Origin of the sequence: Patiriisocius sp. Uisw_047 (genome assembly GCF_047730165.1) — a bacterium.
Taxonomy (GTDB): domain Bacteria; phylum Bacteroidota; class Bacteroidia; order Flavobacteriales; family Flavobacteriaceae; genus Patiriisocius.
The window spans coordinates 1,087,044-1,108,427 of record NZ_CP159834.1 but is presented as its reverse complement, the minus strand read 5'-3'; the positions used below and the strand labels follow the sequence as shown (position 1 = coordinate 1,108,427).

The 21,384-nt window shown below is 37.8% G+C and carries 14 protein-coding genes; 5 read left to right on the top strand and 9 right to left on the bottom strand.

What is annotated here, in order from left to right:
- Position 1: 1 nt before the first annotated feature.
- Both ABXT71_RS04890 and ABXT71_RS04885 read right to left on the bottom strand, forming a co-directional pair.
- Positions 2-973, bottom strand: a complete 972-nt coding sequence (locus ABXT71_RS04890) for an OmpA family protein (protein ID WP_415372732.1) — start codon at positions 971-973, stop codon at positions 2-4.
- Positions 974-1,042: 69 nt separating this feature from the next.
- A complete protein-coding gene (locus tag ABXT71_RS04885; protein WP_415372731.1) occupies positions 1,043-1,813 on the bottom strand; it encodes an exodeoxyribonuclease III in 771 nt (256 codons plus the stop codon).
- Between the two features lie 194 nt (positions 1,814-2,007).
- Here ABXT71_RS04885 and ABXT71_RS04880 point away from each other — a divergent pair, with 194 nt between their 5' ends.
- The gene (locus ABXT71_RS04880) at positions 2,008-5,433 is read left to right on the top strand and encodes a hypothetical protein (protein WP_415372730.1); all 3,426 of its coding nucleotides are present in this window, start codon (positions 2,008-2,010) and stop codon (positions 5,431-5,433) included.
- 66 nt (positions 5,434-5,499) lie between these two features.
- Here ABXT71_RS04880 and ABXT71_RS04875 read toward each other — a convergent pair whose 3' ends face one another.
- On the bottom strand, positions 5,500-8,436 hold the full coding sequence (locus ABXT71_RS04875; RefSeq protein WP_415372729.1) for a GEVED domain-containing protein: 2,937 nt from the start codon (positions 8,434-8,436) through the stop codon (positions 5,500-5,502).
- Between the two features lie 248 nt (positions 8,437-8,684).
- On the opposite strand from ABXT71_RS04875, the gene ABXT71_RS04870 reads away from it, so the two are divergent.
- Complete coding sequence (locus ABXT71_RS04870; protein WP_415372728.1) at positions 8,685-9,017, top strand: hypothetical protein; 333 nt, start codon at positions 8,685-8,687, stop codon at positions 9,015-9,017.
- 127 nt (positions 9,018-9,144) lie between these two features.
- Here ABXT71_RS04870 and ABXT71_RS04865 read toward each other — a convergent pair whose 3' ends face one another.
- Both ABXT71_RS04865 and ABXT71_RS04860 read right to left on the bottom strand, forming a co-directional pair.
- Entirely contained in the window at positions 9,145-10,686 is a 1,542-nt protein-coding gene (locus ABXT71_RS04865) for a glycine--tRNA ligase (protein WP_415372727.1), read from the bottom strand.
- Between the two features lie 65 nt (positions 10,687-10,751).
- The gene (locus ABXT71_RS04860; protein WP_415372726.1) at positions 10,752-11,642 is read right to left on the bottom strand and encodes a hypothetical protein; all 891 of its coding nucleotides are present in this window, start codon (positions 11,640-11,642) and stop codon (positions 10,752-10,754) included.
- 208 nt (positions 11,643-11,850) lie between these two features.
- Between ABXT71_RS04860 and ABXT71_RS04855 the strand changes: the two genes are divergently transcribed.
- Positions 11,851-12,393 (top strand): ComF family protein, encoded by a 543-nt coding sequence (locus ABXT71_RS04855; RefSeq protein WP_415372725.1) that lies wholly within the window; start codon positions 11,851-11,853, stop codon positions 12,391-12,393.
- A gap of 48 nt (positions 12,394-12,441) precedes the next feature.
- Positions 12,442-14,082, top strand: coding sequence for an Ig-like domain-containing protein (locus ABXT71_RS04850; RefSeq protein WP_415372724.1), 1,641 nt, complete (start codon positions 12,442-12,444; stop codon positions 14,080-14,082).
- Here the strand turns inward: ABXT71_RS04850 and ABXT71_RS04845 are convergent.
- The 4 genes from ABXT71_RS04845 to ABXT71_RS04830 form a co-directional block, all read right to left on the bottom strand.
- On the bottom strand, positions 14,069-14,845 hold the full coding sequence (locus tag ABXT71_RS04845; protein WP_415372723.1) for an amidohydrolase: 777 nt from the start codon (positions 14,843-14,845) through the stop codon (positions 14,069-14,071). The genes ABXT71_RS04850 and ABXT71_RS04845 overlap by 14 nt on opposite strands.
- A 3-nt stretch (positions 14,846-14,848) precedes the next feature.
- On the bottom strand, positions 14,849-15,313 hold the full coding sequence (locus ABXT71_RS04840; protein ID WP_415372722.1) for an ankyrin repeat domain-containing protein: 465 nt from the start codon (positions 15,311-15,313) through the stop codon (positions 14,849-14,851).
- Positions 15,314-15,383: 70 nt separating this feature from the next.
- Positions 15,384-17,615 (bottom strand): catalase/peroxidase HPI, encoded by a 2,232-nt coding sequence (gene katG / locus ABXT71_RS04835; protein WP_415372721.1) that lies wholly within the window; start codon positions 17,613-17,615, stop codon positions 15,384-15,386.
- Positions 17,616-17,779: 164 nt separating this feature from the next.
- Positions 17,780-18,916 (bottom strand): methionine aminotransferase, encoded by a 1,137-nt coding sequence (locus ABXT71_RS04830; protein WP_415372720.1) that lies wholly within the window; start codon positions 18,914-18,916, stop codon positions 17,780-17,782.
- Positions 18,917-19,214: 298 nt separating this feature from the next.
- Between ABXT71_RS04830 and ABXT71_RS04825 the strand changes: the two genes are divergently transcribed.
- Positions 19,215-21,350, top strand: coding sequence for a response regulator (locus ABXT71_RS04825; RefSeq protein ID WP_415372719.1), 2,136 nt, complete (start codon positions 19,215-19,217; stop codon positions 21,348-21,350).
- Positions 21,351-21,384: the final 34 nt, after the last annotated feature.

The following is a 21,384-nucleotide window of genomic DNA, read 5'->3' as shown; positions in this document are numbered from 1 at the left end:
ATTACTCATTCAACAACCTAGAGATCTCGTCGAGTTTAGGCGTCAAGACCACTTCTATCCTTCTGTTTTTTGCTTTGCCTTCACTAGTTGCATTGCTAGCGATAGGCGCATATTCACCGCGACCTGCGGCAGTAAGGTTCTCTTTTGGGATGTTGTTATTTTCTGTCAATATCGTTACGATCGCCGTGGCTCTTTTTGTAGAAAGGTCCCAGTTATTCTTGATTAAGCCTTTTTCACCATAAGGCACATTATCTGTGTGTCCCTCTATGAGCACGGCTATTTCTTTATTATCACCAAGCACATTTCCTAATGCCACTACAGCTTCTCTTCCGCGTGTATTTACATCCCAACTTCCGCTCTCAAACAAAAGTTTATTTTCCATAGAGACATATACTTTCCCATCGCGTTGCTCCACGGTGAGTCCATTGCCTTCAAAATTTGTCAAGGCCGCAGAAATTGCATCTTTAAGTTTTTTCATCTGTGCTTCTTTTGCCGCAATGATTCCTTCTAGCTCCAGCACTCTTGCCGCACTTGTATTTAGATTTGCTTGCGCTTTTTGCAACGTTTTTTCTTGTGTTAAAAGGTCCGCCTCTTTTTTATTTAAGAGTCGCTCTTTCTCTTCTAGCTTTGCGAGTAATGTTCTGTTGCGTTCTAGATTCTCAGTGAGGTTTTCGCTGCTGTTTGCTTCAAGCGCATCATAATCTTGCTTGATTCTATCATATTTAGATTTTGCCCCTGCAAGATCCATGGCTAATTGTGTCTTTTCACTTTTGCATTTTTCAAGAGCTGCTCTTGCTTGCTCCAACCCCATACTAGAAGCTCCGGGGGCAGTATCGAGTTGAGACATTAAAGACGCGTTCTCTGTCTTTAATGTCTCAAACTTATCTTGTAATTCCTCATGAATCTTTGCGGTAACGCAACTCGCAAGTAACACGCTCGTTACAACAATAAATAGTAAGTTTTTGAAGGTCATTTTTGTTTAGTTTTCAGGGTTCAAACACGGCACATTTCCGAAGAAATCAACAAAGTTTTTATGTTATTATTACACAGTTACGTCTAGTTCAACTAACAGTGGACAATGGTCACTATGTACAGCGGCTGGCAATATAACGGCTCTTTTTATCTTTTCTTTCAATGGTGTTGCTACCATATTGTAATCAATGCGCCAGCCTTTGTTATTAGCGCGAGCATTTGCTCGATAACTCCACCAGGTATAGTTATGTGGTTCTTTATTCAAATGTCTAAAACTGTCTATAAAACCACTGTCCATAAAATTGCCTATCCACTCACGTTCTACAGGCAAGAATCCGCTGGAGTTTTTATTTGACACTGGGTTATGAATATCTATAGCTTCGTGACAAATGTTATAATCCCCGCAGATAACCAGATTTGGAATTTCTTTTTTTAGCTCATTTACATAGTCTTGAAAAAGCGCCATGTACTCAAATTTGTGATCGAGACGTGCGCTATTTGTTCCGCTTGGCAGATATAAGCTCATTACACTCAAACCGTCATAATCGACTCTAATATTTCGGCCTTCAAAATCCATAGACTCGATTCCGGTACCGTACTCGATATGATTGGGCTCTTTTTTGCAGAATATAGCTACACCGCTATATCCTTTTTTCTGGGCACTAAACCAGTAGTGATATGGATAGCCCGCCGCAACAATAGCCTCTATTTCTACTTGGTCTTCGTTTGCTTTTGTCTCTTGGATACACACTACGTCTGCCCCTGTTTGGGTCAACCAAGAGAGCATTTCTTTGCGCATTGCTGCACGTATTCCGTTTACATTATAACTCAGTATTTTCATCTTCTGTGTCCGCTTATGCGGGGGTTTTTTATTGGTTAATTCGATTCTGAAATCTTTAAAAATCGAACTCAAATAACTCCTGCGCTAAAGTAAATAACATTGTATTTTTACGCATAGTATACTCAAAAAGGTTTTCCATAAACAATCAACAAAATAAAAACAGCCCTTAGTGGTTGTATACATAGGTGTTTACTATGCGAAGTTTAAAGATTCTCTTATTTTTTTTTACTCTGACAACCTCATTCACGGGGCTGGCACAAGACGACGCCACCTATCACTTAAGGAAAGTAGCCGTTGCAGACAGTATAAAAGTGGACAGTATTTCGCTGAATCCAGCCTACTTTAAGGTCTATCAAAACGGAAAGCAACTAGACAGCCTCACCTACCAAGTAGATTTTAATAATGGCATCTTACGTACTTCGGAAATTTTAAACACCCAAGATTCGCTCACTATTGAGTACCTGCGCTATCCTCAATTTTTAACCAAAAAGTATTTCTTATTTGACGAAAGCATCATCGTCCCAGATAGCGATAACGCAGAAAGACTTGTGACCCTCGGTAAATCAAATAGAAAAAAGGAATTCACCCCTTTTGATGGGCTTACCACAACTGGAAACATTTCACGAGGCGTAACAGCTGGTAATAATCAAAACGCTGTAGTCAACTCACAACTCGATCTTCAGATTACAGGAAAATTAAATGAAAATGTCTCCATAAGAGCCTCACTACAGGATTCTAACTTACCTACACAAGCCGGAGGCTATTCTCAAAACCTGGACGAGTTTGACCAAATTTTTATCGAGCTATACAGTGATAAATGGAACATACGTGCTGGTGATGTAGACCTCCAAAACACCGAAAGCTACTTCGCTGCCTTTACAAAAAAAGTACAGGGAATCTCTCTTAGCGGAACACTAGACCACACAGACAATACTAAAACAAAAGCCTTTGCAGCTGGAGCCATTGTACGAGGTGTTTTTACCACCAGTAACATCTTACCACAAGAAGGAAATCAAGGGCCTTATAAACTAATAGGGCCTAATGGCGAACTCTTTGTTCTCATCGTTTCTGGAAGTGAAAAAGTGTATGTAAATGGCATCCCCATACGTCGAGGTGAGGACAAAGATTACCTGATAGACTATAATGCAGGTGAAATTAAATTTAACCCAACCTATCCCATTGACGCCACGATGCGTATTATGGTAGATTATCAATATACAGACCGAAATTACACCCGGTTTATTGGCTACGGAGGAGGAGAGTATACCTCAGAAAATCTAACAATAGGTGCCTACGTATATTCTGAAAACGATTCTAAAAACCAACCCCTACAACAAAACCTATCTGAAGACCAAGTAATAATCTTACAACAAGCAGGAGATGATATGGCAGCCATGACCGCACCATCTGCCGCAGAAGACACCTTTTCTGAAAACAAAATTCTCTACCGAAAAGAAATTTTAAATGGAGTAGAAATATTTGTTTATGCACCCATAGAGCAAGATGATCTCTTTAATGTTAGGTTTTCTAATGTTGGCTTAGGCAATGGTAATTATGTGTTAAGTGCCGCAAATGCAATCGCCCGTATTTTTGAATATATCCCTCCTAGCAATGGTATTCCCCAAGGAGACTTTGAGCCCATCGTGCAACTCAATGCACCGGTAGCATTACAATTAGCAGGCGTCCACGGAAGCTATTCTCCTTCAGAAAAAACTAATATTAATTTTGAATTAGCAGGGAGTAAAAAGGACCTCAACTTATTTTCTGAGGTTGATGACGGAAATAATAGCGGGGTAGCAACGCACCTTAAAATAGAGCAGCAACTTTTAAAAACTAAGGACACTTTAAAACTAAAAGCTTTTGGAACAATTGATTACGTGAATAAAAATTTTACCAACGTAGAAAGACTTTATAATATAGAGTTTAATCGCGACTGGAACTTGCTTTTTACCACCCAAGGCAATCAACGACACCTTACTACAGGACTTGAGTTAACAGACCCAAAGCTAGGTACGGCACGATATGAGTTTCAGCATTTAGGCTTTTCAGATAGCTTCAACGGTACGCGTCAAGTGCTCTTCGGAAATTTTAAAGCTGGAAAATTACGCAGTCGTTTGCATAGCAGTTATCTCAATAGTAGTGGGGATACCTTAAATTCAGAATTTTTCAGAATAAAAAATAGGACCTCTTATTCTTTTAAGAAATCATGGATAGGATCAGCACTTGACATTGAAGACAATGTAGCTACATTTAATGGCACTGGGTCGGTGAGAGATTCGCTCACAAACATTAGCCAGCGTTATAAAGACTATGGTGCTTTTGCCGGCGTGGGAGATAGCACAAAAGTATATGCGGCTGCGTATTATAAATATCGTGTTACAGATAGTTTACAGAACAACCGTTTGCAAAGGGTAAATAATGCGCACACGTATGGGGTCAGATCTACCTTATTAAAGAACAAAAATTCTCAATTATCCTTGCAAGCGCAGTATCGCGATCTAGATAACAAGTTTAAAGAAGATGAAACCTCCTTAAATACCAGAATACGCTATGCGCAGTCTCTTTATAAAAATGCCATTCGGTTTAATACCACGCTGGAGTCTAATAGTGGCGTGATTGCTCAACAGAATTTTACCTATCTTGAGGTAGAACCTGGCCAAGGTTTTTATACTTGGAACGATTATAACGACAATGGTATACAAGAATTAGAAGAGTTTGAGATCTCGCAATTTCAAGACGAAGCAAATTATGTGCGCATCTTATTGCCTAACCAAACCTTCCAGAAAATACGGCAGAATGTGTTTAGTCAGGCTTTGACTTTAAACCCACAGCAATGGGTCAATACAGAAGACTATAGAGCTCTTTTAAGTAAACTGTATAATCAAACCACCTATTCCATTGACAGAAAAGTAAAACGCAGCGGAGACAGCTTTGTTATTAACCCGTTTAAGGATGGTGGCGATGATCAGCTAGGGCTGAATCTCAATTTTAGAAATGTGCTCTTTTTTAACCGTGGTAAGCAGCGATACACCACTAGTTACACTTACGCCTCTAAAAACAGCAACAACCTGATATCTCTAGGGCTTCAGGAAAACTCCTTACGCAGTCACTTGCTTCAGTTTACACATAAGGTGCAAAATCAATGGGTGTTTAACTTAAAGGCATCTACAGGAACCAATGGGAGTGCTTCAGAAAATTTCACCAATAAAAATTACACCTTATCATTACAAGAGATAGCACCTAAGGTCTCCTATCTAGCCAGCACACAAACGCGTTTTGATTTAACTTACATTCGTGGCATAAAAGAAAATGAAACGGGAGCTATGGAGCAGTTGCAACAAAATAAGATTACTGCTGGTTTTTTTCACACCAATGCAGATAAATTTTCGGTGAATGCAGAGGTGTCTTATATTAAGAATGATTTTGAGGGGAGCACGTTTTCGCCAGTAGCATATCAAATATTAGAAGGCTTACAACCTGGGATAAATTTTACTTGGCAATTATTATTTCAGAAGAAAATAACGAAGTACTTAGATCTTAATTTAAGTTATTTAGGGAGAGATACAGAAACTGTTAGAAGTATTCATACTGGTTCTGTACAGTTGAGAGCATACTTCTAAAACCAAAATATAGCGCATAAAAAAAGGGAGCAAATTGCTCCCTTTTTCAATATATAAATACAAGATTTATTTTACAATAACACGTTGTAGTTTACTGTCTGTACCTTCTCCTATTGTGAAGAAATATACTCCAGCAGAAACGTAAGACATATCAATTACTTTAGAATATCCAGAACCGTTATTTTCTAATACGTAATAGGCTAAAACTTGACCTAGCATATTTGTTACTCTTACAGGTAAATCATTTGTGTAAGAAGTAGTATTAAAAATTAACTCAAACTTGTTATCTGGCAGTGTAGTAACGATCAACTCTGCTGCTGCAAAGCTATCATCTTGTACACCTAATTCAGGTACAATGTTTACTGTGTAATCTTCTGTCTCACCATATTGAGTTTCTTCACAAGCATCATCTGGCACAACAGCGTTCCAGCTTGTTTTAACTCTCATTATGTGCATTCCTAACTCAGAATCAGCAGGAATAACAACCTGTGTAGTTTCTGTATAAGTCCCAGCGTTTTGACCATCAGCAATTTCATAATCTATTAAGATACGTTCACTAGGCTCAAAATTAGAGTTATCATTAAAGTCAACCCATACAGTAACAAATTGGTCACCCCACCCCGTAGTTAAAGTAAGGTTATATTCTTGATCTTGAGCTAGGTCTGTAGAGATTGCTGTAAAATCACCATATCCATCTGTTTCACAACCTGTAGCATTGTTTATATCTGCTATATTAACTAATCGTAAACCATCACCTAAAGTACAGTTAGCACCTGGCTGGCAAGAAAAGTTAGTTATCGTAGTCATCGTATCATCATTTGATGCATCTGAGTCTCCAGCAAGATCTGTACCTGCAACAACATCATAATCACCAAGTTCAGAAAAGTCTTCAGACGCAGTAAATGTATATGTATCTGTTGCTCCTTGAGCGATTGAGCCTGTGTAAGTTTCCATTACCGCAGCACCACCATTAAACGTATAGAACACTGGAATTGATGTTTGTGTTGCAGCTCCAAAGTTCTGGATTGTAACTGAAATGTTTTCAACACCTAATCCATTTCCTGAAACAGGAGCATCAATAGATGTTACTCCAGTATCATTATCGTTTAAGTGCGTTACATCCATACAAAACTCATCGTTCGTTGGAATTTCATCACCAGCTAGTGTTGTTCTAGCACAGAGGTTATATGTTGTTCCATCTGCACCTAAACTTGCAGTCGCTGTAAATGTGTACATCTCATTTGATGCTGGAGCTATAGTTCCTGTAAATATTTCATTTACCGCTGCACCACCATCAACAGTAAAACTTACAGGGATATTAGATTGTGATACTGTACCAAAGTTTCTTAGCATTACGGTAACCGTTTCTGCTCCAGATAAACCACCATCTGTTGGCGCTACAAAAGCGATTACACCAGTGTCAACATCTGCATCTGCAGCAATTTTAAAACGACCTACGTTGGCAGCTCTTTGTCCATTAGGAGTGTCAACTGTATGTACTTCGTTTGTGAAGTAGAACGTTGCATCATCACTAGGATCTATATCAATTTTACTATAATCACCATATCTAGAACCCGTAATTACACCATCACCTATTACAATAGGCTCTTCTGTAACCGTCATTGTGTTCAATGGATCTGATGCAAATCTACCTGTATAGTAAGAACTTACATTTGTAGTGCCTTGTCCTGAGATGCTCATCCCTGTGTATCCCATTCCAATGTTTCCTTGATTATCCATCATTAAAGATGCATTCCAAGCGTGCTTGTTATCTGGAGCTTCATAAGTACCTTCTTGGAATAAAGACCAAGGTGCACCATCTGTAGCTTGACGGAATTCATACCATCTAATAGCAGCCCTTTTTCCCCCTGTTGGATCTGTGTCAATTACGTGATTAAATACCGCGGCGTTATACGTTGGGAATTTTCTGAATTGCGCTTGATTCATTACAATACCTTGTAATGCATCTAAGGTACCACCACCGCCATTAGGCTGTGTTAAGTTTTGAAAAGAAGCACCATCAAATACAGATGTAAAAGGTGTTACTGGAATTTCTTGTGGTGTACTAATTGTTGAATTTCCTGGTGTAGCAAAATCAACATTTGCACTCCAAAATTTGATATGATCTACTGCAACACCAGCATATGCATCATCCTGAAAGAAAACAACTGGCGCATTACCGAAAGCCGGCATATTATCATCAGTAACATTTAAAGCTTGTGGACTTGCAAAACCTAATGTACCTATACTTGGTAAAGCAAAACCTTGAATAGAAGGATTAGCAGCTCCTGCTAACATTGCTGTTCTGTCCATAGCATATAATCTATTTCCAGAAGCTTGATCCGTTAAATAATAACCATCACTCCATACAGAAACTTTATTGTAGTCATTTACAGTTGGGATATTATAGATATTCCAATCTGTAGTTAAAGGATTTCCCGTTGTAGAAATAGCCATTTGAATTCCATTACCCAAGAAAGAAAGTATCCATCTATCTGCAGCACTATCATATGATGCTGTTAAATCACAACATCCATTTGCAGGAAAAATAGCTGGAAAAGGGTTAGTATCCCCAAGTAGCTCATTTCCATCCTTATCAAAAATAGCAAAACCTGTATTAAACACTACAAATACATGATCTGGTCCCACTGCTAATGCTGGATCTGTTGGGTTTGAACCTGTAAAAGCCGCATCCCAAACAGCCGTAACAGCCTTACCAGCTATTTTCCCTGCTAATAAATCTTGGTTTTGAGATAAATAATCTACTTGATTACCTTTTCCTGGTACTACATCTCTTTTAGGTTTTTTAAAACTAGAGCGTCCATCCTGAGCTTCTCCTTTAGCAGTCGCTGGAGTTAACTCACTCAATCTTGATTGTAAGGAAGGAGTAACACTTACTAGTGTTAACTCGCCTATATAGGTAGGCCCTTGTTCTGTTTCTTGCGCTTGTGCCGAAAATAGTGCAGCAAAAGCAAACAGGAATAATGTAAATTTTAGTTTCATAGTAAATCGTTTTAAATATTGGGTTTTGTGTTTTAAAATCTTTAGAGTGTATAAAAATACAAACCTTTTTAAGAAATTCGTTGGAAACACCTTTTAAATGGACTCTTAGCTAAGTGAATATGATATTTTTGTGAGAAAATGAGATCTGATTGTGATTACACTCTTATCTATATTCAGCTAAATAGCTGCGAACAACTAATTTTAATAGGATGGCATATTATTTGTAACTTTACAATAAAACAATCGTTATGATAAAATTGACACTTATTAGCAGCCTCATTTTAATGATGGCTTGTAATGGAGCTAAAGAAACAACAGCTCAAGTGGTAGAAGACATGTCCCAACAAAATGAAATGATAGCAAAAGGTTTCACGAAAGGTACGATCGTCTATTCTGATATTGAAGGAGATTGTGAGTACACTATTAAACTAGAAGATGGTCGCTTTTTTGAATCCTTAGATTTAAAAGAAGACTTTATGAAAGACGGCATGATCGTATGGTTTACTTACGGGCCTCTAAGAAGAATGAACAAATGCACGAAGGCAAATCCCGTAGGGATTAAAGAAATGCTAAAGGGCTAATACGCACTCAGGATTTAGGAAGTTTAAATATCAAAATGAATAATGCCTAAAATTTTCATTAGAAAATTTTAGGCATTATTCATTCGTGGTTCGTGCAGTTCTTTCTAACCGGTGATCTTGGCTCCCTTTAGCCCTTGTTCAACCAGGTCTTCATAGAAACAGCCGCGGTAATTACAGCATTTAAATCTGCTATTGCCACACGCTCTTGTTCCATCGTGTCTCTATCTCGAATTGTTACCGTTTTATCTTCTAATGACTGGTGATCTACCGTGATGCAAAAAGGAGTCCCCGCAGCATCCTGACGACGGTACCTTTTACCCACAGCATCTTTCTCATCATAAAACACATTATGATCCCATTGCAGCTCTTCAATGATTTCTCTTGCCAAGTCTGGCAATCCATCCTTCTTAACTAATGGGAAAACGGCAGCCTTTACTGGTGCTAATACCGAAGGTAATTTTAATACCGTTCTAGAAGAGCCATCTTCCAGTTGCTCCTCCATTAACGAATTACTAAAAACAGCCAAGAACATTCTATCTAACCCAATAGAAGTTTCAACTACATAAGGCGTATAATTCTCCCCTAACTCTGGATCGTAGAATTTTAATTTTTTACCACTATGCGCTTCGTGAGCTTTTAAATCGAAGTCAGTTCTTGAGTGAATTCCTTCTAGTTCTTTAAAACCAAAAGGGAAATTAAACTCAATATCTGAGGCAGCATTTGCATAATGAGCTAACTTCTCATGATCGTGAAAACGGTAGTTCTCTTTGCCCATCCCTAGCGATAAATGCCAGTTCAATCTATATTCTTTCCAATAGCTATACCATTTCATTTCTTCACCTGGCCGTACAAAAAATTGCATTTCCATTTGTTCAAACTCGCGCATTCTAAAAATAAACTGTCGAGCGACAATCTCATTTCTAAAAGCCTTCCCGGTTTGTGCAATCCCAAAAGGAATCTTCATCCTCCCCGTTTTCTGTACATTTAAAAAGTTTACAAAAATCCCTTGCGCCGTTTCTGGTCTTAAGTATAAATCTGTAGCCGTTTCTGCACTAGCACCTAATTTTGTGCCAAACATCAAGTTAAACTGCTTTACATCTGTCCAGTTTCTACTCCCACTTAGTGGACAGGCAATCTCTAGCTCTTCAATGAGTAACTTCACGTCAGCTAAATCTTCACTTTCTAATGAGCGCGCTAGTCTATTTAATATTTCAGATTTCTTGTTTAGATAACCTACAACACGAGGGTTTGTAGTAATAAACTCTTCTTCATTAAATGACTCACCAAATCGCTTTGCCGCTTTCTTTATTTCTTTTTGTGCCTTCTGCTCTAGCTTCTCAGCATAATCCTCTACCAGCGTATCTGCGCGATATCTTTTATTAGAATCTTTATTATCAATTAAAGGGTCACTAAAAGCGTCAACGTGTCCAGAAGCTTTCCATGTCTTAGGGTGCATCAAGATAGCTGCATCCAGCCCTACAATATTCTGGTGCATATACACCATAGATTGCCACCAGTAGTCGCGTATGTTTTTCTTTAATTCTACCCCATTTTGCGCATAATCATATACGGCACTGAGACCGTCGTAGATTTCGCTTGAACCAAATATGTAGCCATACTCTTTCGCATGGGAGATTACTTTTTTAAATTGATCGTCGTTGTTTGCCATAAGCACAAAAATAAAAAAACCGCTACGATAAGTTCGCAGCGGTTCAAGATATTTTAAGTTGTTTGTTATTTTAATTCTAAAGTATTGGTCAATAACAATCTTGTGCCTTCAAATACATTGATTACGTATCTTCCTTTTACAAGATCATCTTCGCTAGCGTCTATAAGAGAACATACATCTAATGCGCCTTTTTCATAAAACACCTTAACAGTAGAACTATACGTTAATAGCCCATCTCCATTCGTGATATTTGCTTTATGGCCAAGTATGTTATTTTCAGGATTGATTACTTGAACGTACAATACTTTATCTCCAGCTTCTGCAATATCATTTGGAGCAAGTGTAAAACAAGCTCGTATCTTATCTGCTCTACTTGCACGCTGTGTTTCAACAATCTTACCACTGCTTCTTACAATTACACCTTCGCTCTTTAGATTCGTGGCTTTCACCAAGGCTCCCATTTTTACTGTTTCAGAAAGCATAGAGTTCCTTGTACTCATAGAGTCTACTACTTTATAAGTGTCTGTAAGCCTAACATTTGTACTATCTATTTGCACCTGTAACGTTATGTTTTCACGCGCTAGGCTGTCTGCTCTTTTAAACAATACAACTCTTTCTTGCTTTAATATTTGAATCTCTGCGCGGTATCTTTTTAAAAGACCTTCGTTCAATTTTGCGTTTTTTACATCTGCAAGAAGAACCTCGATGCGCTCTTTTGCAGCGACTAATTCTTTATCTTTAAACTCATTGCTTTCAATCACTACATCGTAATTGGCAATTAGCTCTTCAAGCTCTGCCTCCATATCCTTTTTTTCTGTCTCCAGAGTAGTAATAGAATTTTTACTATCTTGGTTTTCAGAGAATAAGTGGTACGTGTAGGCTCCAAGTGCAAATAAAAGCACGATAAGCAAGCCTATAAAGACTTTAAATTTTGTGGGGTTACTATCTGTAGTCATATCGTTAGTGTGTTAAGGTGTTAGGAAGCAAAAGTAGGGCGTTAAATCTTTAAAAAATCCTAAAATTAGAATTAAAATGTTAAACCTATTATTCCCAAAAGTTTGCTCTGGCTGCTCAGATGTCCTTCATACAAATGAACAAGTGCTGTGCGCAGACTGCCGCCACCACCTGCCTTTAGCTTGTTTTCATAGGAATGATGGTGACACAATGCGTAAAATCTTCTTCGGAAAAGTTAAGGTAGAAGACGCTACGGCTTTGTTAAAATTTCAGAAAAGAGGACTGACACAAGAGCTAATGCACAATTTAAAGTACCGAGGACAGCAAGAAATAGGCACTATTTTTGGTGCTTGGTTGGGCCTAGAATTATTAGAATCAGCCTCTTTTAAGAATATTGATATGGTGATCCCAGTTCCATTACATCCACACCGAAAAAGAAAAAGAGGCTATAATCAAGTGACAAAATTTGGTCAAGAAATTGCTGCTGTACTGCAAGTTCCCTATTTTGAAGATGGCTTAACTAAAATTACCAAAACACGCTCACAAGTATTTAAAAAACGCCTCAATAGATTTTCTAGTGGAAACGGAGCAACAGACGCATATCGCTTAACAGACCCTTCTGTGATTAATAATAAACATATACTTCTAGTGGATGATATTATTACGACAGGTGCGACACTAGAAAATTGTGCTTCTATATTAAAAGGAGCATCTTCTGTAAAAGTAAGTCTTGCCACAATCGCAATTGCTTAGTCTAACAGAATAGACTATTTACGTCAAACTTTCGTTATTTTTGTATCCTTGAACAAGAACACAACCATTTTATCGGCACATAAACATCGATTGCTCTATATCCCAATCGCGGTATTATTTATGCTCTCTTTTGTCGATTGTGCAAAAAGAGGAAGACCCACAGGAGGCCCCAAGGATAGCATCCCTCCTATCATTGTGCGAAGTGTACCAGAAAATTTTACCACAAATTTTACAGGCGATGAAATAAGGATCTACTTTGATGAATACATTAAACTCAAGGACCTATCAAAAAACTTATTAATCTCTCCACCCTTGGAGGTTGCTCCTTTGATTACTCCTTTGAGTAGCTCAAAAATGCTGAAAGTTAAATTCAACGATACCCTTCGGGCAAACACAACCTACTCTATTAACTTCGGAAATAGTATAGAAGACAATAACGAGAATAATACGTTAACTAACTATAAGTATGTGTTCTCTACAGGCTCTTTTATTGACAGTCTAAAAGTCACCGGGCGCATCACAGACGCACTTAGTGGTGAAGTTAAAAAGCCTGTATCTATAATGCTTTATGAAAAAAATGTCGCGTATACAGACTCCCTTATTTTTACTCAAAAGCCTAGTTATGTAACTATGGTTCAAGATAGCACAAACACGTTTGAGCTCACCAATATTAAAGAAGGGAACTACCTCCTTATCGCTTTACAAGAAGAAAACAGAAACTATACTTATCAGCCAAAAACAGATAAAATAGGTTTTATAGAAAGTGATGTGACCTTGCCTACAGATAAGACTTATGATATCGCTGTGTTCAAAGAAATTCCTATCTATTCGCTTGCAAGACCCAAGCAAGAATCCCAAAATAGAATTACATTTGGCTATGAAGGTGCCATAGATAGTTTAGACATACAGCTTCTTACAAGTGCACCTAGAGATTATAAAAACAGAATCATAAAAGAATATAAAAAAGACAGTCTTCAATATTGGTATGCGCCCTCTTTTGAGCAAGACTCCTTAGTCTTTCGCGTTCAAAAAAACTCAGTGACAGACACTGTAACCGTGCGCATCAAAGAGCTTTACAAAGACTCTCTACGTATCTCGCAACGCAACACAACAGTACTAAGACTTAAAGACTCTGTTGTTCTTGAAATTTCTACACCACTCATGAGCCTCGATAAAGAGAAAATGATGGTAACAGATAAAGACACACTTGCGATTGCATTTGAGGCAAGACTTCATAAAAGAGAGAACACAGCGGTACTTTATTTTGACAAAAAAGAAGAACAGACTTATACACTTAACATCCTCCCTAAAGCCTTTACAGATTTCTTCGGAAATACGAATGACTCCCTAAGATTCAACTACAGAACAAAGCTACTTTCTGACTATGGAACAATCAACGTAACGCTTCAAAATCTAAATGATCAGGATGCTATTGTACAAATCGTAAGCGACACCTATGAAGTGGTTCAAGAAGTAAGACTGTCTAAAGAAGCAGCGCCAAAAGCGTATTTTGAATCTCTAAACCCAGCCAATTATTACATTAGGATTATTATAGATACAAACACTAATGGCATTTGGGATACCGGTGATTTTTTAAACAGAACCGATCCAGAAAAAGTAATTTATTATCCTGTCCAGATCGAACTCAAATCTAACTGGAGTTTAGAAGAGACTTTTATTCTAGAGTAAAGTGATCTGCATCATTTAGAAACTGTAGCTGTTTTCTGTTTTTTTCAATATGCTCTTTTTTGAGTGTAATTGTTTCCACAAATTCTTTCTCAAATAATGGTGTTGAGATCTGTTCTCCTAATACGTCGTAGGCAGCAGAATGACCTGTGTATGGATGTCCATTACCATCAAGGCCCGTTCTGTTTACGCCTATACAATAAGACAAATTCTCTATCGCACGTGCTTTTAATAAAGCATCCCAAGCTGCGACACGCCTGTCTGGCCAGTTGGCTACATATAGCAACACATCATAGGCATCTGTATTTCTTGCCCATACCGGAAATCGTAGGTCATAACAAACTAGCGGTCTTATTTTCCAACCTTTATATTTTATTTGCTGGAGGTTTTTTCCTGCGGTAAATATTTTGTGTTCTCCTGCGAGTGTAAACGTATGTTTCTTATTATAGGTGTCAATCGTTCCGTCTGGATGTACAAAAAAAAGTCTGTTGTAATACAATCCTTGATCTTCAATAATTAGACTTCCCGTTATTGCGGCGTTGTGTTTATTAGCTTCAGACTGCATCCATAAAACGGTTGTACCGTCGGATTTTTCAGCTAACAATTCAGCATTCATTGTAAAGCCAGTGGTAAACATTTCTGGAAGCACTATAAGATCTGTTGCTTCTTTTATAGTATCAAAAACAGCAGAAAAGTGTGTGTGGTTTGCTACCGGGTTTTCCCAATGGAGGTGTGATTGTATGAGCGTAACTTTTAGTTCTTCCATATCTTAAGACAGTAATGCTATCATAGACTTAACACCTTGCATCACTGCGTGATCTTTAGCCGTATTGCCACGGTCATCCTTAATAGTGACGTCTGCACCGTTTTCTAAGAGCATTTTTACGATGTCTATTTTTGCAAAAGTAGCAGCAAAAATAAGAGCCGTTGCACCGTTAAAATTCTTTTTGTTTACATCTGCTTTCGCTTTTATGAGTTCGCCCGCCAGGGCAGTAAAACCTTTAAAGCAAACCCCCATCAGCGCTGTATTTCCTGACCCATCTTGCATATCAATGTCCTGCGGAAATTTTAATATTCCAACAGATATCTCGTGATACCCATAATAGGTAGCTAACAATAAAGGTGTAGAACCTCTTTCGTCTTTTTCTTGGGCGAGCGATGGTTCTTCCTTTAATATTTCAGAAACCATAGAGAGGTTTTGCTCCCGAATGGCGTTAAATAGTTCATTCTTCATGGGTTATAAAAGTAAAAAAACAGCGCCACATAATTGTAACGCTGTTCTAATTATTATTAACTGCTACAAATTACTTCAAATCAAAACGGTCTAAGTTCATCACTTTAGTCCAGGCTGCGGTAAAATCTTTTACAAACTTATCTTTCGCATCTGCCGTTGCATATACTTCTGCCGTTGCTCTAAGTTCTGAGTTTGAACCAAAAATAAGATCTGCTCTTGTTCCTGTTAATTTAACTTCACCCGTTTTACGATCTCGACCTGCAAAGGTGCGATCATCATCTGATGTAGATTTCCAGGTGGTATTAATGTCTAATAGGTTTACGAAGAAATCGTTACTAAGAGCACCTTCATTTTCTGTAAACACCCCGTGAGTTGATCCATCATAATTAGCTGCCATCGCTCGCATACCTCCTACTAATACCGTCATTTCTGGAATAGTAAGAGTTAGCAATTGTGCTTTGTCTACTAACAACTCTTCTGCCGTAGCGATTTGGTTGGATTTAAAATAATTTCTAAATCCGTCGGCAACGGGCTCCAAGAATGCGAAAGAATCCACATCTGTTTGTGCTTGTGTTGCATCTCCACGTCCTGCGCTAAAAGGCATATCAATATCGTGACCAGCGTCCATAGCTGCCATTTCGACTCCTACGTTTCCGGCCAGCACAATGATGTCTGCCATAGATACTTGCTTGTCTCCACTTTGTGCATCATTAAAATCTTTTTGAACATTTCCGAAGACTTCTAAAACCTTAGCAAGTTCTTCTGGATTATTTACTTCCCAGCTTCTTTGCGGTTCTAATCTAATTCTTGCTCCGTTCGCTCCACCTCTCATATCAGATCCTCTGTAAGTAGATGCAGACGCCCAAGCCGTGCTTACTAATTGAGATACTGAAAGTCCTGTATCCGCAATTTTACCTTTAAGATCTTCTACATCAATGGCATTAATTAAGGTGTGGTTTATTGCAGGAATTGGATCTTGCCATAATAACTCTTCTTGTGGCACATCTGGTCCTAAATATCTAGAAATAGGTCCCATATCACGGTGCGTTAACTTGTACCAAGCACGTGCAAAGGCATCTTCAAATTCGCTAGGATTTTCCATAAAATGCTTAGAAATCTTTGCATAAGCTGGATCCATTTTTAAAGCCATATCTGCGGTAGTCATCATTAAATCTTGCGACTTTGACGCGTTATGAGCCATAGGCGCCTTAGGCGCATTTGATGCGTCTGTAGGTCTCCATTGATGGGCTCCAGCTGGGCTTTTTGTCAATTCCCATTCATTTTCTAACAACACTTTAAAGTAATCGTGATCCCATTGTATAGGGTTCGGTGTCCATGCGCCTTCAATACCACTCGTAATGGTGTCATCGCCATTACCAGTACCAAAAGTACTTAACCACCCTTGTCCTTGCGCTTCTATTTTTCCCCCTTCTGGCTCTACACCTACATGCGCATCGTCATCACCTGCTCCGTGAGCTTTACCAAATGTGTGACCACCAGCTACTAGCGCAACAGTCTCGTAATCATTCATGGCCATACGACCAAAAGTTTCTCTAATATCGTGACCTGAACCTAGCACATCTGGTACGCCGTTAGGGCCTTCTGGGTTTACATAAATAAGTCCCATGTGTGCTGCTGCTAGTGGCTTTTCGAGTTCGCCATCTTTTTCGTAACGCGCTGCATTGCCCATCCATTCTGTTTCTGAACCCCAATATATATCTTGTTCTGGCTCCCAGATATCTTCTCTACCTGCCGCAAAACCAAATGGCTTAAAGCCCATAGATTCTAAGGCGCTATTTCCCGCAAGTGCAAATAAGTCACCCCAAGAAATGCTCTTTCCGTATTTTTGTTTAATAGGCCATAATAGTAAACGCGCCTTATCGAGGTTTCCGTTATCTGGCCAGCTATTTAAAGGAGCGAAGCGTTGGTTTCCTGTATTTCCTCCACCACGTCCATCTGTAACTCTATAGGTTCCTGCACTGTGCCAAGCCATACGGATAAAGAATCCACCGTAGTTACCGTAATCTGCTGGCCACCATTCTTGTGAGTCTGTCATTAAATCAACAAGGTCTTGCTTTAAGGCCTTATAATCTAAATCTTTAAAAGCTTCAGCATAGTTAAAATCTTCCCCCATTGGGTTGGATTTACGATCATGTTGACGGAGGATATTTAAATTCAATTTATTAGGCCACCATTTACGGTTTGTAGTTCCACCACCAGCTGCATGACTTTGTACACCATTAAAAAAAGGACACTTACTAGTATCTCCATTGATGTCCCGCACTTCTCCGTTATTACTCATAATTATGTGTTTATTGTTTTTTAATTCCTAATAGATCTCGAAAATACCCAAATATTCCCTATCTAATTACTCAAATTGATTGTAAGAATTAATTTTGCAATTAACAAAACTTATACTTGTCTAAGCGACCGCAACCGCAAACCACAGCAAGTATATCTCATTTATTAAAGACTGTTGAGAATATTTGCCGCGGCTTGAAGCGTTTCCTCGGTTTTTGCAAAGCAAACGCGTAATTGCTTTTTATCTAGTTTATCTTTATTAAATACCGAAATAGGAATGGTTGCAAGTCCATGTTTTTTTGTTAACATTTCTGTAAATACGATGTCAGATTCTTGGCTTATTTCTGAAAAGTCAAGCAATTGAAAGTAGGTTCCTTTTGATGGAATGAATTTAAATCTTGAATCTCTTATTGCGTCTAAAAAGAAGTCTCTTTTCTGTTGATAAAAAGCACCGAGTCCCAGATATGTTTTCTCTTCTTGCAGATATGTAGCAAGTCCTTTTTGAAAAGGATGATTGACGCAAAACACATTGTATTGATGGACTTTTTTAAACTCGTCCATTAGTTCTTGAGGCCCTAAACAATAGCCCATTTTCCAGCCTGTGTTGTGAAAGGTTTTACCAAAAGAAGCAGTGATAAAACTACGTTTTGCTAAATCTGGAAAACGAGCCACACTTTGATGTATTTCGTCATCAAAAATAATATGCTCATAGACCTCATCGCTTATCACAATTAAATCGTGTACTTCTGAAATTTCCTGAAGTTGCTCCATATCGCTCTCAGAGAAAAGCATTCCGCTGGGGTTATGTGGTGAGTTAATAATAATCATTCTAGTCTTCGTAGTAATTACACGTTTTACCTCTTCCCAGTCTGGTGTGTAATGGGGAGCTTGCAATTGCAAGGCGATGACATTTCCGCCGAAAAGTGCTACTGTTGGCAAATAACAATCATAAGCGGGTGTGAAGATAATGACTTCATCTCCCTTTGAAATCGTAGCTGCTATAGCTGTAAAAATCGCTTGAGTTGCTCCTGCGGTGATCACGATATCAGTGGCTGGAACATATTTTGCTCGATACAAACGCTCCATTTTATTGCAGATAACTTCTCTTAACTGCACGTCACCCGCCATAGGGGCATATTGATTGTGTCCCGCCATCATCGCTTTTGAAACGAGTTTAATGAGCTGTGGGTCACTTTTAAAATTAGGGAATCCTTGTGAGAGATTGATTGCATTATAATTTGCAGCCATTTTGCTCATCACCGAAAAAATGGACGGAGGGATTGCAGGTAGTTTTTTGTTCAAATGATTTTAGCTTAAAGATAAGTATTAGTAATAACTTGAGTAATGCTTCTCTTATTATCCTTTATTAAATAATCTTTATTTTTTAAAACATCGCTAAAATGCGTTTTATTCTGATAATAAGTCGTTAATTTGTTAAATGTTAGGTTTTTATCAGTTTCACTAGCCTATTCAAAGATTTAGTTTATTCCCACCAATGAAACAATTTTTATTTATTCTACTAATTTTAAATTGTATTTGCAAAAGCTCTGCGCAATCTTTAGAGGATTCGCCCTTTACTAAATCTCAATTGATTTCTGTTATGGAGCGCGTTCTTGATAGCTCTTCTGCGTATTATGATAAAGGAAATTTTGCAAAATCCCTCCAAGCAAATATTAAGCTACTAGAGTTAGCTAAACAAATAGGAGAGCCCAAATATCTAAATAAGGCATATCGATTTCTAGGATACGATTTTCTTGTTATTAATGACAAATTATTAGCAAGGCAAAATTTTGAGGATGCTAAAAAGTATGCTGAAATTTTAAATGATGATGTGGCCATAGGATTATCATATATGGACCTGGCTAATTATTATTCTAGTGCAGAGCACGATTATGACAAAGCTTTAATAAATCATGAGATCTCCATTAAAACATTTAGAAAAGCTAAAGATTCTACAGAATTAGCAAAAGCAATTTATAACGCTGTAATAAGTGCATTTGACGCTGATGCATTTGAAGATGCAAAACGCTTTTTAACGCAATTAAATGACAAGCGTTTTGATCCTTTTAATCATGAATCGTTTCAATCAGAATCTTACATATTTTGGTCTGAGTATTATAACAAAATGGAGCGATATGATTTAGCCGAAATGGAGGCTAGAAAAGCAATTGATCTATTAAAATATACAGACTACGCCAATAAAAAAGCAGAGGCCTATATGCAATTAAGTATCAGCTTAGCTGCCCAAAATGACTATGCTGCTGCTTACGCAGAACGCATGTTATATGAAAATTTTAATGACGAGAGTGTAGAAATGCAACAAACTGCGCAGAGTGAAGCGGCCCTCGCAAGCTTTCAAGTTGAACAATATCAAATTAAAATTAAGGATGAGAAAGAAAAAACAATACTTCAAGCCGAGATTGCTGAAAATAAAAATAGTTTAAGTAATGTTTTGATCTTGGTGTGTTTAATTATTTTGCTCCTTCTTATCACTTTATTAGTTGCATATAATAAACGTAGAGAACTCTATAAGGCATTAAAAGAAAAAAACAAAGAATACCTTGCAGCAAAGCAAAGGTCTGAACATCTTTCAAAGGCAAAAAGTAAATTTTTCTCTACGGTGAGCCATGAATTAAGAACACCGTTATATGGAGTTATAGGACTAAGCAACATACTCTTAGAAGACCCCGCCCTTAAATCACACGAAAAAGATTTAAAGTCGCTTAAATTTTCTGCAGACTATTTGTTAGCCTTGATTAACAATGTTTTACAGATAAATAAAATAGACGAGAGCACCATTAAAAATAAAAAAAGCTCTTTTCATGTACTAGACTTTATGGAAAGTATTATTTCCACTTTTGAGTATACAAAACTGCAAAATAATAATGAAATAAAACTTTCGATTGACCCTTGCATTCCTAGTTATTTATATGGCAATGTTACTAGACTCTCTCAGGTACTAATGAACGTTGTAGGAAACGCCTGTAAGTTTACAGAGAATGGAACAATTAGTATAGGACTTACCGCTATTATTTGTAAAACAGAGAACATACAATGTGTGTGCTTTACTGTTGCAGATAACGGAATAGGTATTGCTGCCAATAAACAATCAAGTGTTTTTAACGAGTTTACACAAATAGAGTCGCTAGACTATCACTACCAAGGAACCGGTTTGGGATTGCCTATTGTAAAAAAGCTTCTTAAAGCATCCGGCTCAGACATCACGCTTAAAAGTGAATTAGGAGTCGGGTCTACTTTTAGTTTCGACCTCTCCTTTGAAGTAACTATAAAAGAAACTAACGACTTAAAATTTGTCCCTGTAGATGAAACCTTATTAAAAGATAAACACATCTTAATTGCAGAAGACAATCGCATTAACCAAATGGTGACTAAAAAGATTTTACAGAAAAAGGGGGTCCAATGTGTCGTTGTAGAAAATGGTGAACAAGCTGTGTCTCAAATAAAAAAAATAGAATTTGATCTTGTTCTAATGGATTTAAATATGCCAGTCATGGATGGTTTTAAAGCTTCCATAGAGATCCGGAAGTTTAATACCGTAATTCCAATTATTGCGTTAACTGCTGTTGAAGTTGAAGAAGTAAGAAACGAAATTAGCATTGCAGGAATGAACGATATCATTATAAAACCCTACAATGAATCAAAGTTTAGTAGTATCATTATAGAGAACCTTACCTCAAAAAAGAATATTGGAGTGACAGATAGAAAAGCTATTTAAATCAATAACTTCCTTAAATAAAAATCCCAAACCA